This window comes from Methylobacterium sp. Leaf117 (assembly GCF_001422985.1).
GTDB lineage: Bacteria > Pseudomonadota > Alphaproteobacteria > Rhizobiales > Beijerinckiaceae > Methylobacterium.
The window spans coordinates 342,366-354,908 of record NZ_LMNL01000023.1 but is presented as its reverse complement, the minus strand read 5'-3'; the positions used below and the strand labels follow the sequence as shown (position 1 = coordinate 354,908).

The window sequence follows — 12,543 nt, the reverse complement described above, 5'->3', positions numbered from 1 at the left end:
TGTTATAGACCGCCGGCGCCCGCACGGTAGGGCGTCCCTTCCTGGAGATCCGCATGCCGACCCCCCTCCCCGAGTCCAACGACAGCGCGGCTCGCGCCGGTCTCGTCTCCGCGATGCGCGACCTTCTCGCCCTCGGCTTAAGTCAGGGCACTTCCGGCAACATCTCCGTGCGGTCCGCCGACGGCTTCCTGGTCACGCCCTCCGGCATCCCCGCCGAGGTGCTGCAGCCGGAGCATATCGTGGCCATGACCTTCACCGGAGAAGCTTCGCCCGGCCTCGCGCCGTCGTCGGAATGGCGCTTCCATCGCGATATCCTGGTGGCGCGGCCGGAGATCAACGCCGTGGTCCATGCCCACCCGACCCATTGCACCGCTTTCGCGATGTGCGGGCAGGACATCCCGGCGGTTCATTACATGATCGCGGCAGCGGGCGGCCCGACGGTGCGATGCGCGCCTTATGCGCCCTATGGAACGGAAGCCCTGTCGTCCCTGGCTCTTGCCGCCCTGAAGGACCGGACAGCCTGCCTGCTGGCCAATCACGGCATGATCGCCATCGGACCTGACCTGAAGAAGACCCTCTGGCTCGCGGTCGAGATCGAGGCGCTGTGCCAGCAATACGCGATCGCCCTGCAGGTCGGGCGCCCGATCGTCCTCGACGACGATGAGATCTGGCGGATCGTGGAACGGTTCAAGTCTTATGGGCCGCGCAACTTAGAGTTATAAGGCCTAGACCTTACGGCCACCTGCAAGAGTATTCCAAACCCGCCGGTGCAGGCCCGATGACACCTACGTAGATTTTTCTTCGAGCGATGGATTCTCGCTGCCGGCGCATCGCGGCTTTTTCGGGCCTCGAGACCAACCATTTTGGGTCTGGATTTTGTATTCAAGGACTAATTTAGGCCATCCGGCTGTTTTTGCTCGATATCGGCTCTAAAGGTCCGTTTGCGGTCAGATCGAACCCCGCCTTTGATCTGTAACAGATCGCTATCAACGACCCCATCAAAATTCGTTGCGAGCGAAATGCCCGCCCGTCAGAACGGTTCACAGCCGTCAACGGGCATCTGTGTAGTTCTGCAGAATTTTGGACCAATCCAGGCCGGTTTCTCAGAATGCATGCAGTTGGTGGTCTATTCCAGTTCACTAGCAAATGCCGCGGTCTATCCATGCGAGACCTAAACAGCCTCTTGCCTTTTTCTTTGCGTCATCATAGCTAGAAGCAAGTCACAACCATGACGCCCCTTGCCAAACCTCCCCGGCGGCAGCTTCCCACTGGGGTCCGCAACCTTCACAAGCGCATTGAGAGATCAGGTAATGAGTGCTGAGACGGAAATCCTGCCCGACTACATCGAACTTGCGGCAGACATCGTGTCTGCGTTCGTAAGCAACAACTCGGTTCCGATCGCGGACCTGCCGGCCCTGATCGCGTCTATTCACGCGACCCTCGGCAAGCTGAATCAGTCCGGCGTCGAAGAGAAGGTCGAGCCGCTGACCCCGGCCGTTTCGGTCAAGCGGTCCATCACCCCGGACTACATCGTCTGTCTGGAAGACGGTAAGAAGTTCAAGTCGCTGAAGCGCCATCTTCGGACGCGCTACGAGATGACGCCCGAGCAGTATCGCACCCGGTGGAGTCTCCCGAGCGACTATCCGATGGTTGCGCCGAACTATGCCGCCGCCCGTTCGGAACTGGCCAAGAACATGGGTCTGGGCCAGCAGCGCCGGAAGCAGGACAACGTCCTCGTCGACATCGAAGCCAAGGCCGCACCGCTCCCGCGCGGACGTCGTCCGCGCCTCGCCGCTCAGGCCTGAGCCGGATCGCAAGCGACCGCGCCGGAAAGGCGCAGCGCAGAGGCCGGAGCATCACGCTCCCGCCTCTGCGGCGTTATCCACAGCGAGTGACCAATCGGGCGATGGAGCGTCCAGGCTCGTGTGAAATGCCGCTTTTTTCTTAGACCAGACCGGTCTTCGAAGAGGAAGGGCACGCTCTGTACCTCTTCGCCCTGTATTCGGGCACCGCATCTTCAGACGCCGGGACGGAATTCCTGGCGGCCAATCCGACCCCGTTAGAGAACGCGCAACCCGCGGCTGGCACGGTCCGGCTCGATGAGGCCGGCGGTCGGATGACCCCGGCGCCTTCGGGGGTTGGAACCACATCATGTCGGACCGATCGCGTCTCGTGGCGCGCCTGTTCTGGACTTCGGTCTTGGGAGGGGGCTTCGCCCTCTGGTTCGGCCAGCCCGGCGCCATCGGCGCGGGTCTCGCGCTCGTCGCGATCCTTCTCCAACATCTCGACCGTCCCCGGCGCATCCGTCGACTGATCCGGCGGATCGCGCGCGGGCACGCGCCGACGCTTGCCCTCCGCCGGCGGCAGGAATGCTTCGTCGATGCCTATGGCAATCTGATCAGCGATGGATGGGAGCGGGAACGCGCCTATTTCGCCGAGCGCACCATCGTGCCGCAGCTCGAAGCCCGCGGGCTCGGGGCGGCGATCGACGACCTCTGGAACGAACTCCTCGACATCATCGAGCGCGTCGCATCAGAGATTAACCTGCCCGACGAGAGTGAGGCGCCAGAAGACGGCATCGCTTACGAACGCTACTGTGCCGAACGACTGCGGGAGGCGGGTTGGGCCGCCCGCGCGACACAGGCCAGCGGCGACCAGGGGGCAGACATCGTTGCCGAGCAGGCCGGCATCCGTCTGGTGGTCCAGTGCAAGCGCTATGGTCGGCCGGTGGGGAATGGCGCCGTGCAGGAAATCGCCGCGGCCCTGCATTATTGGTCCGGCGACATGGCAGCGGTGGTCTCCAATGCCGGGTTCACGCCAGCGGCGCGAAAGCTCGCCGCCGCCACCGGAGTCCTGCTCCTGCACCACGATGCCCTGACGGAGCTCCAACCGGGATCACCGGACAAGGGCCGGCCGGCCAGCAGGCAAGGCGCGGGCCGGCCGATCTCGACAGCATCCCGGGGCGCGAAACCATCGAAAGCGACGCGGTCATCCCTCGCCGAGCGGTAGCCACCGATGGCCCTGGGCGGCCAGTAACGCGGTCGCACCTTCCGGCCCGTCGCTGCCGGCGGAATAGAACTCCACGGGGGCATCGACCCAGGCCTTCAGCAACGGATCGACCACCGCCCAGGCCGCCTCGATGCTGTCGGCGCGCTGGAACAGCGTCGCATCGCCGATCAGGCAATCGTAGAGCAGCGTCTCGTAACCGACGCTCGGCGTTTCCTTGAAGAAGTCACCGTAGTCGAACGCAGCGGTGACCCGACCGAGATCGAGTCGCGGCCCGGGCCGCTTGGCGTTCATGACGATATCCATCCCCTGCTCGGGGTCGATCCGGAAGCAAAGCACATCCGGGGCCACGGGCGCATCGGGAGCCGCGAAGGGCGAGCGGGCCGGAGGCCGGAAGTGAAGTGCGATCTCGGTCACGCGGTCGGTCATCCGCTTGCCGGTGCGGAGATAGAACGGAACGTCCTTCCAGCGCGGATTGTCGATCGAAAGCTTCAGCGCGACGTAGGTCTCGGTCCGCGAATCCGCGGCGACGTTCGGTTCGTCGCGGTAGCCGGGCACGGCGTGCCCGTGCTCCCGACCGGCGCCGTACTGGCCTCGTACCGCCTGCGCGGGCTGAACCGGCTGCACCGCCTGGATCAGCCGGGCCTTCGCATCGCGGACATCCTCGGCATCGAGGGTCGCGGGGGGCTCCATCGCCACCATGCAGAGGAGCTGGAACAGGTGGTTCGGCACCATGTCGCGCAGCGCCCCGGTGGGCTCGTAGAAGGCACCGCGGGCCTCGACGCCGATGGTCTCCGCCGCAGTGATCTCGACATGGTCGATGTGGTCGCGGTGCCAGACCGGTCCGAGCAGACCGTTGGCGAAGCGGATCGCCAGGATGCTCTGCACCGTCTCCTTGCCGAGGAAGTGATCGATGCGAAAGAACTGGCTCTCCGTGCCGTGCTTCAGAATGCGCGCGTTGAGCGCTCGCGCCGAGTCGAGGTCGCTGCCAAACGGCTTCTCGATGACGACGCGGCGGAAGGCACCGGACTGTTCCTTGAGCAGGCCCGCCTCGCCTAGGGCATCGACGACCGGGCCGAAGAAGCGAGCCGAAACCGCGAGATAGAAGATCACGTTGCCGGACAGCGCACCCGCGAGGCTCGAAAAGGTCTCGGCGGCGGTGAAGTCGCCCTGGCGGAAGCTCAGTCGCTCGCGGACGAAGCCCCAGGCTTTCGGATCGATGCGTTCCGGATGGAATTCCGAGGTGCGGTCCGTGGTGAAGGACTGCATCGTCTCGGACAGATCCTTACGCCAGCCCTCGTCGGTGTTCGGGTTGTGGTCGACACCGATGACCCGAAATCCCGGATCGAGCAGGCCTCCGGCGGACAGATTGTACAGGGCCGGCATCAAAAGTCGCTTCGTGAGATCGCCGCCGGCTCCGAAGATCACCAGGGTGCAGGGCGGTGCCGCCGGAACGGCCTCTGGCTCGGGTGCATCGGCGGGGGGTGTCTGATCCATGGCCCACGGCCTCCACTCACGGTTGCCGGGCGGCGCGCCGGCAAAATCCGCTCGTCAACCTGCGGCATCGCGGCACGTTCCGGCCAAGGTCGTGACAGATCGCACAGGCTGCCACGGATCGCTCGGCACCGGCCCCTACTCGTCCATGCGGACGGCCTGCCCGGAATCCACCGGCAACCGGGCTTCCTTCAGTTCCTCGCCGGTCGGCAGGCTGCGCACGTCCCAGCCACCGCCCAGGGCGCGGATCAGCGAGACGGCGGTGGTGAAGCGGTTGAGCCGGATCTGGAGGGCCGTGACCTCGTTGTTGAGGGCGAGCGCCTGCGCGGTGACCACGGTGGTGAAGTTCTGCGTGCCGGCCCGGTACTCGTTGAGGGTGATCTCCACGGCGCGGCGGGCGGAGGCCAAGGCCTCGTCCTGGGCCACCTGCTGGCGGGCGAGGATCCGCACGCCGGCCAGTCCGTTCTCGACCTCCGAGAAGGCTGTCAGCACCGTTTGACGGTAATTCGCGACGCTGGCGTCGTAGGCCGCACGGGTGATGCGCAGGGCTGCCGCGCGCGCGCCTCCGTCGTAGAAGACCTCGGACCCGGCGGCCGCCACCGACCAGACCTGGTTTGCGGCCGAGAACAGACCGTTCGTCGGGTTGCCGGAGATACCGCCCGAGGCCGACAGCGTCACGGTCGGATAGAACGCCGCCACGGCGACACCGATCTGCTCGCTCTGGGCCTGAACGTTGCGTTCCGCCTGGGCCACGTCCGGGCGCCGCTCGAGCAGCCCAGAGGGGATGCCGACCGGAACCCCGGGCGGACGCGCGGCCAGCGGCGCCACCGGGAGGCTGAGCTCCGACGGTGGCCGGCCGACCAGCAGCGCGATGGCGTGTTCGAAGGTGGCGCGCTGGAGACCGACGGCGATGGCCTGAGCCTGGGTGGTCTGCAGCTGGGTCTGCGCCGTGATCACGTCGGAGCGTGCTGCGACCCCGGCATTGTACTGGTTCTCGGTGATTGCGAGGCTTCTCTTGTAGCCCTCGATATTCTCGTTGAGCACGCGCTGGAGCGAATCCTGGTAGCGCAGCGTGAGATAGTTGGTGGCAAGCTCGGATTGCAGCGTCAGGCGCACGAGGGCGAGTTCGGCGGCGGTGGCCTGGGCGGTCGCGACCTCGCTCTCGATGTTGCGGCGGATGCGGCCGAACAGGTCGAGTTCCCAGCTCGCCTGCCCCTGGAGCGACACGTTGGTGCGCTCGATGCCGATGGTGCGGGATCGCGAGATGCTGGGGGCGCCGGTCACCGTGGGAAACAGCGCGGCGCGGGCCTGGGCAACGAAGCCGCGTGCCTGCTCGTAGGCCGCCACCTGGGCCCGAAGACTCTGGTTGTCGACGTCGACGAGGCGGATCAGCCGGTCGAGGGTGGGATCGCGAAACACCCGCCACCAGTCGCCGCGCTCGGCCCCGTCGTTGGGCGCGGCCGGGCGCCAGCCCTTGCGGCTCGCCACAAAGGCGGCACTGTCCTCGCGGGTGCCGCCCTGCTTGAACGCCAGCGGTGTCTCCACCGAGGGACGCGAATAGTCCGGCCCGACCATGCAGCCGGAGAGGAGTCCGGCGAGACCCAGCGTCGTAAAAAGTTCGGGGCGCAGCCTCATTCGGCCGGGCTCAGCGCGGTGCCGTCCGCCGGCGCGCGGCGGCGCAGCCGGTCGAGATACAGGTACACGACGGGGGTGGTGTAGAGGGTCAGGATCTGGCTCACGATCAGGCCGCCGACGATGGCGATGCCGAGGGGCCGGCGCAGTTCGGAGCCCTCCCCGCCGGCGAGGATGAGGGGCAATGCACCGAGCATCGCGGCGAGCGTTGTCATCATGATCGGGCGGAAGCGCAAGAGGCAGGCCTCGAAGATCGCATCCTGCGGGGAGGCTCCGTGCGTACGCTCGGCATCGAGGGCGAAGTCGATCATCATGATCGCGTTCTTCTTGACGATGCCGATGAGCAGGAAGACCGCGATCAGCGCGATGACGGTGAATTCGGTGCCGGAGACGAGAAGTGCCAGCAGAGCACCGATGCCGGCCGAGGGCAGCGTCGACAGGATCGTGATGGGGTGGATGAAGCTCTCGTAGAGGATGCCGAGAATCGTATAGACCGCCAGCAGCGCGGCCAGGATCAGCAAGGGCTGGCGTGAGGACGATTCCTGGAAGCTTTTGGCCGAGCCTGCGAACTCGCCGTGGATGGTGGCAGGCAGGCGCAGATCGGTGATCGCCTGCTCGATGGCGGCGGTGGCATCGGACAGGCTCTTGCCGGGCACGAGATTGAACGAGACCGTGGTGGCGACGAACAGGCCCTGGTGGCTCACCTGCACAGGCGCGTTGCCGGTCTCCAGGCGGGCGAAGGCCGAGAGCGGAATCATGGTCTCCTTGGCGCTCGAGACCGGCGCGCTCGACGAGGCGCCGCCCTTGCCGCCCGCGATGGCGTTGGCGGCCGCGTTCCGGGCGGAGTCGGTCGCGATGCTGGCGGCCGTCGCATCGGCCGTTGCCGCCGTGCCCGCGGAGGCCGGGCCACCCGCCACCGTGCCCGCCACCGCGTTGGTGGTGGCCGAACCCCGGGCCTTGCCGCCCGAAGTCGAGACGTAAAGCATCTTCAGGGTGTCGGGGCTCTGGAGGTAGCGCGGCGCGATCTCCATCACGACGTGATATTGATTGAGAGGATTGTAGATCGTCGAGACCTGACGCTGGCCGAAGGCGTCGTAGAGCGTGTTGTCGATCTTGTCCGGAGTCAGGCCGTAGCGGAAAGCCGTGGCCCGATCGATGACGAGGCGGCTTTCGAGGCCGCCCTCCTGCTGGTCCGAGGTGACGTCCCCGAAGATCGGGTTCTTCTGCAGCGCCTGAACCAGCTTCGGCGCAGCGGCGTAGAGCTCTTCCGCCGTGTCGCCCTGAAGGGTGTACTGGTATTGGGCGAAGCTCTGGCGGCCGCCCATGCGCAGATCCTGGCGCGGATACAGGTAGAGCCGGGCGCCGGCGACACGGGACAGCTTCGGGCGCAGGCGCGCCATCACGGCGGTGATCGAATCGCGCTCGCCCCGGGGCTTGAGGCCCACGAAGACGTTGGCCGAGTTGGTGCCGCGCCCGCCGGTGAAGCCCACGACGCTGTCGACCGCCGGGTCGGCCTGCACTATGGCAGTGGCCTGCTCCAGCTTCTGCTTCATCGATTGAAACGAGATGCGCTGGTCGGCCTGGATGCCGCCCATCATCTGTCCCGTATCCTGCTCGGGGAAGAAGCCCTTCGGCACGATGATGTAGAGGTAGACGTTCAGGCCCACGGTCGCGAGCAGCGAGAGGGCTACCAGACGACGATGGCGCAGGGCGATGCGCAGGGTGCGTTCGTAGCCCCTCAGCATCCCGTCGAATCCGGCCTCCAGGACGCGCACGAACCCGTTCGGCCGCACGGCCCGATGAGGTGCCTCGCGCCGCAGCAGCAGCGCGCACATCATCGGCGTGGTGGTGAGCGAGAGCACCAGCGAGATGAGGATCGCCAGCGACAGCGTGACGGCGAATTCCTGGAACAGGCGCCCGACGATGCCGCCCATCAGCAGAATCGGCAGGAACACCGCGATGAGCGACAGGCTCATGGAGATGACGGTGAAGCCGACTTCGCGTGAGCCGAGAAGGGCCGCCTCGACCCGGGGCCTGCCCTTCTCGATGTGGCGCTGGATGTTCTCCAGGACCACGATGGCGTCGTCGACCACGAATCCCGTGGCGATGATCAGCGCCATCAGCGACAGGATGTTGAGGCTGTAATCGAGCAGGTACATCGCCGAGTAGGTGCCGACGATGGAGATCGGTACCGCCACCGCCGGGATCAGCGTGGCGCGGCCCGAGCGCAGAAACAGGAACACCACGAAGACGACGAGGACGACCGCGATCAGCAGCGTCTCCTCGGTCTCGGCCAGGGAGGCCCGGATGGTGGCGCTGCGGTCGCCCGTGACCATGAGGTCGATGTCGCCCGGAAGCGCCGCCTTCACCTGCGGGATCGCGGCCTTCAGCCCCTTGATCGTGTCGACGACGTTGGACCCCGGCTGCTTGTAGATGAACAGGATCACGCCTGGCTTGCCATTGACGAGCCCGAGGTTGCGCCGGTCCTCCACCGAGTCCTCGATCTGGCCGACATCGGTGAGACGCACGGCGGCGCCGTTGCGATAGGCCACGACGAGATCCCGGTAGTCGGCCGCCACCCGGCCCTGGTCGTTGGCATAGAGCTGGTAGTGACGCGTCTCGGTCTCGATGGCGCCCTTCGGCGAATTCGCGTTGGCGGATGCGAGCGCCGCGCGGATGCCCTCGAGCCCAATCCCGTAATTGAACAAAGCCGTCGGATCGAGTTCGACCCGCACCGCCGGGAGCGAGGAGCCTCCGATGTCGACGTTCCCGACCCCGGGAAGCTGGGACATCTTCTGCTGCACCACCGTGGCGGCGGAATCGTAGAGTTGTCCCGGCGTCAGGGTATCTGAGGTCAGGCCCAGGATCAGGATTGGCGCGTCGGCCGGGTTGAATTTCCGATAGGTGGGATTCGACCGGAGCGCCGTCGGCAGATCGGCCCGGGCGGCGTTGATCGCCGCCTGGACGTCCCGGGCCGCGCCGTCGATGTCGCGGTTGAGCCCGAACATCAGGACGAGGCGGACCGAACCCAGCGAACTCGTCGAGGTCATCTCGGTGACGTCCGCGATGGCGCCGAGGCGGCGTTCCAGGGGCGCCGCCACGGTGGTTGCCATGGTCTCGGGCGAAGCGCCGGCCATCTGCGCCTGGACCAGGATGACGGGAAAATCCACCTGCGGCAGCGGCGCGACCGGCAGCTTCAGGAAGGCGAAGATGCCGGCGAGCAGCACGCCGATGGTCAGCAGCGTGGTGGCGACCGGCCGCCGGATGAACGGCTCGGAGACGTTCACGGCAGCGCCTCGACGCTGTCGGCCCCGCCGGCGCGGCGGCCAGACAGGCGGCGCTCCAGGCGATCGAAGGCGAGGTAGATCACCGGCGTGGTGAACAGGGTCAGCACCTGGCTGACGATGAGGCCACCGGCGATGACGATACCGAGTGGCTGGCGCAGTTCCGAGCCGACGCCGGTGCCGACGATCAGCGGCACCGCCGCGAACAGGGCCGCCAGCGTGGTCATCAGGATCGGCCGGAAGCGCAGAATGCAGGCCTCGTAGATCGCGTCGCGCGGACTCATGCCTTCCTCGCGCTCCGCCTGGAGCGCGAAGTCGATCATCATGATGGCGTTCTTCTTCACGATGCCGATGAGGAGCACGATGCCGATGATCGCGATGATGTCGAGGGAGAGCCCGAACAGCATCAGCCCGATCAGCGCCCCGATCCCGGCCGAGGGCAGCGTCGACAGGATGGTGATCGGGTGGATGAAGCTCTCGTAGAGCACGCCGAGCACGATATAGACGGTCACGATGGCGGCCAGCACCAGGAAGAGCTGGTTCGAGAGCGCCGACTGGAAGGCGAAGACCGAGCCCTGCGGTACGACGCGGAAGCTCGGCGGCAGGTCGATCGACTGACGGGCCGCCTCCACCGCCGTGACCGCGTCGCCGAGGGCTGCTCCGGGGGCGAGGTTGAACGACACCGTGGTGGCGGGGAACTGGCCGAGATGGCTGATCAGCAAGGGGGCCCGCCGTTCGCTCACCCGCGCCACCGCCGAGAGCGGGACCTGGCCTGCGGCCACGGTCGAGGACGGCAGGTAAATGTGGTCCAGGCTCTCGATGGTCTTGTGCAGGTCGGGATCGGCTTCGAGGATGACCCGGTACTGGTTCGACTGGGTGAAGATGGTCGAGATGATGCGCTGGCCGAAGGCGTCGTAGAGGGCGTTGTCGACGGTGGCCGGGGTGATGCCGTAGCGGCCGGCGGTGGGGCGGTCGATGGTGATGTAGGCCGCCAGCCCGCTCGCCTGCAGGTCGCTTGCCACGTCCATCAGCAGCGGGGAGGCCTGCAACGCCCGCACGAAGCGCGGGACCCAGGTCTCGAACTCGGTCAGGTTCGGGTTCTCCAGGATGACCTGGTACTGCGTCGCCCCGACCGCCGTGTCGATGGTGAGGTCCTGCACCGATTGCAGGTAGAGGCGGATGCCCGCGACATTGGTCGTGGCTGCCTTGAGCCGCTCGATGATCTCGGGCGCGCGGGCGATGCGCTGATCCTGCGGCTTCAGGTTGATCAGGAAGCGTCCGGAATTCAGGGTCACGTTCTGGCCGTCGACTCCGATGAAGGAGGACAGGCTCTGCACATCCGGGTCTTTCAGCACGATGGCGGCGAGCTTCTGCTGGCGCTCGGCCATCGCCGCGTAGGAGACGGTCTGGTCGGCCTGGGTCACGCCCTGGATGACGCCGGTATCCTGCACCGGGAAGAACCCCTTGGGGATCACAAGGAACAGGTAGGCGGTGAGCGCGATCGTACCGAGGGTGACGATCAGCGTCAGCGTCTGGTGGCGCAGCACCACCCGCAGCATGCGGCCATAGCCTGCGATGATTCCGTCCATGAAGCGGCGCGCGCTGCGCGCGATGGGTCCCTCGTGACGGTCCTGGACACCGGGCACATGCGCCTTCAGCAGGCGCGCGCACAGCATTGGCACGAGGGTGAGCGAGACCACCGCCGAGATGATGATGGTGGCGGCCAGCGTGATGGCGAATTCATGGAACAGGCGCCCGACCACGTCGCCCATGAACAGGAGCGGGATCAGCACGGCGATTAGCGAGACCGTGAGCGAGATGATGGTGAAACCGATCTCGCGGCTGCCCTTGAGCGCGGCCTCCAAGGGCGAGTCGCCCTCCTCCACGTGGCGGGCGATGTTCTCGATCACCACGATGGCGTCGTCGACGACGAAGCCGGTGGCGATGGTGAGAGCCATCAGCGACAGGTTGTCGAGGGAGAAGCCGTAGAGATCCATCACCGCCAGGGAGCCGATCAGGGAGAGCGGCACCGACAGGCTCGGGATCAGGGTCGCCGAAACGCTGCGCAGGAAGAGGAAGATCACCAGCACCACGAGGCCGATGGCCAGCGCCAGTTCCACCTGGACGTCGTGGACCGAGGCACGGATGGTGGTGGTGCGGTCGGTGAGCACGGTGACGCCGATGGCGGCCGGCAGGGTCGCCTGAAGCTGGGGCAGCAGCGCCTTGATCTTGTCGACGGTACTGATGACGTTGGCGCCGGGCTGGCGCTGAATGTTCAGGATGACTGCGGGCGTCTCGTCCATCCAGGCGCCGAGCTTGGTGTTCTCGGGACCGTTGACCACGTCGGCGACGTCCGAGAGCCGGACCGGTGCGCCGTTCTTGTAGGCGATGATCGCATCGTCATAGGCCTTCGGGTCGCGGATCTGGTCGTTGGCGTTGATGGAATAGGACTGTGTCGGCCCGTCGATGGTCCCCTTGGGGGTGTTGACGTTGAGGTTGGTGACCGTGGTGCGCAGGTCGTCGATGTTGAGGCCATAGGCCGCTAGGGCGCGAGCGTTGAAGCGGATGCGTACGGCGGGGCGCTGCCCACCGCCGGTGCTGACGAGGCCGACGCCGGCCACCTGAGAGATCTTCTGGGCCAGTCGCGTCTCGGCCAGATCGCGCACTTCCGTGAGCGGCAGGGTCTTTGAGGTGAGCGCCAGGGTCAGAATCGGTGCGTCGGCCGGGTTGACCTTGGCGTAGATCGGGGGCGCTGGCAGGTCGGAGGGCAGCAGGTTGCCGGCCGCATTGATCGCGGCCTGGACCTGCTGCTCGGCGATGTCGAGGGCGAGATCCAGGCTGAACTGCAGGGTGATGACGGAGGCGCCGGCCGAACTCTGCGACGTCATCTGGTTAAGGTTGGCGAGCTGTCCGAACTGCCGCTCCAGGGGGGCCGTCACCGCCGAGGTCATCACCTCCGGGCTCGCGCCCGGATAGAAGGTCTGGATCTGGATCGTCGGGTAATCGACCGACGGCAGCGCCGAGACCGGCAGGTTCAAATACGACACCATGCCGACCAGCAGGATCGCCAGCATGAACAGCGTGGTGGCGACGGGCCGCAGAATGAAGAGGCGGGACGGATTCATCG

The 12,543-nt window shown here is 66.5% G+C and carries 7 protein-coding genes; 3 read left to right on the top strand and 4 right to left on the bottom strand.

What is annotated here, in order from left to right:
* The first annotated feature begins 53 nt into the window (after positions 1 to 53).
* The 3 genes from ASF57_RS13080 (at position 54) to ASF57_RS13070 (ending at position 3,009) form a co-directional block, all read left to right on the top strand.
* Positions 54 to 722 carry a class II aldolase/adducin family protein gene (locus ASF57_RS13080; RefSeq protein ID WP_056483947.1) on the top strand — a complete coding sequence of 223 codons (669 nt, stop codon included), beginning with the start codon at positions 54 to 56 and terminating at the stop codon, positions 720 to 722.
* Positions 723 to 1,310: 588 nt separating this feature from the next.
* The gene (locus ASF57_RS13075) at positions 1,311 to 1,805 is read left to right on the top strand and encodes a MucR family transcriptional regulator (protein ID WP_056179200.1); all 495 of its coding nucleotides are present in this window, start codon (positions 1,311 to 1,313) and stop codon (positions 1,803 to 1,805) included.
* 346 nt (positions 1,806 to 2,151) lie between these two features.
* The gene (locus ASF57_RS13070) at positions 2,152 to 3,009 is read left to right on the top strand and encodes a restriction endonuclease (RefSeq protein WP_082503923.1); all 858 of its coding nucleotides are present in this window, start codon (positions 2,152 to 2,154) and stop codon (positions 3,007 to 3,009) included.
* Here the strand turns inward: ASF57_RS13070 and zwf are convergent.
* From zwf to ASF57_RS13050, 4 genes are all read right to left on the bottom strand, one after another.
* The gene (zwf, locus tag ASF57_RS13065) at positions 2,989 to 4,503 is read right to left on the bottom strand and encodes a glucose-6-phosphate dehydrogenase (RefSeq protein ID WP_056483945.1); all 1,515 of its coding nucleotides are present in this window, start codon (positions 4,501 to 4,503) and stop codon (positions 2,989 to 2,991) included. The genes ASF57_RS13070 and zwf overlap by 21 nt on opposite strands.
* Before the next feature lie 135 nt (positions 4,504 to 4,638).
* The gene (locus ASF57_RS13060; protein WP_056483942.1) at positions 4,639 to 6,135 is read right to left on the bottom strand and encodes an efflux transporter outer membrane subunit; all 1,497 of its coding nucleotides are present in this window, start codon (positions 6,133 to 6,135) and stop codon (positions 4,639 to 4,641) included.
* The gene (locus ASF57_RS13055) at positions 6,132 to 9,419 is read right to left on the bottom strand and encodes an efflux RND transporter permease subunit (protein WP_056483938.1); all 3,288 of its coding nucleotides are present in this window, start codon (positions 9,417 to 9,419) and stop codon (positions 6,132 to 6,134) included. Before ASF57_RS13055 ends, ASF57_RS13060 begins: the two co-directional genes overlap by 4 nt.
* Entirely contained in the window at positions 9,416 to 12,541 is a 3,126-nt protein-coding gene (locus ASF57_RS13050) for an MdtB/MuxB family multidrug efflux RND transporter permease subunit (protein ID WP_056484546.1), read from the bottom strand. Before ASF57_RS13050 ends, ASF57_RS13055 begins: the two co-directional genes overlap by 4 nt.
* Positions 12,542 to 12,543: the final 2 nt, after the last annotated feature.

Coding starts and splice junctions, on each gene's coding strand:
- ASF57_RS13080 (WP_056483947.1), top strand. CDS start 54: ATGCCGACCCCCCTCCCCGAGTCCAACGACAGCGCGGCTCGCGCCGGT.
- ASF57_RS13075 (WP_056179200.1), top strand. CDS start 1,311: ATGAGTGCTGAGACGGAAATCCTGCCCGACTACATCGAACTTGCGGCA.
- ASF57_RS13070 (WP_082503923.1), top strand. CDS start 2,152: ATGTCGGACCGATCGCGTCTCGTGGCGCGCCTGTTCTGGACTTCGGTC.
- zwf (WP_056483945.1), bottom strand. CDS start 4,503: ATGGATCAGACACCCCCCGCCGATGCACCCGAGCCAGAGGCCGTTCCG.
- ASF57_RS13060 (WP_056483942.1), bottom strand. CDS start 6,135: ATGAGGCTGCGCCCCGAACTTTTTACGACGCTGGGTCTCGCCGGACTC.
- ASF57_RS13050 (WP_056484546.1), bottom strand. CDS start 12,541: ATGAATCCGTCCCGCCTCTTCATTCTGCGGCCCGTCGCCACCACGCTG.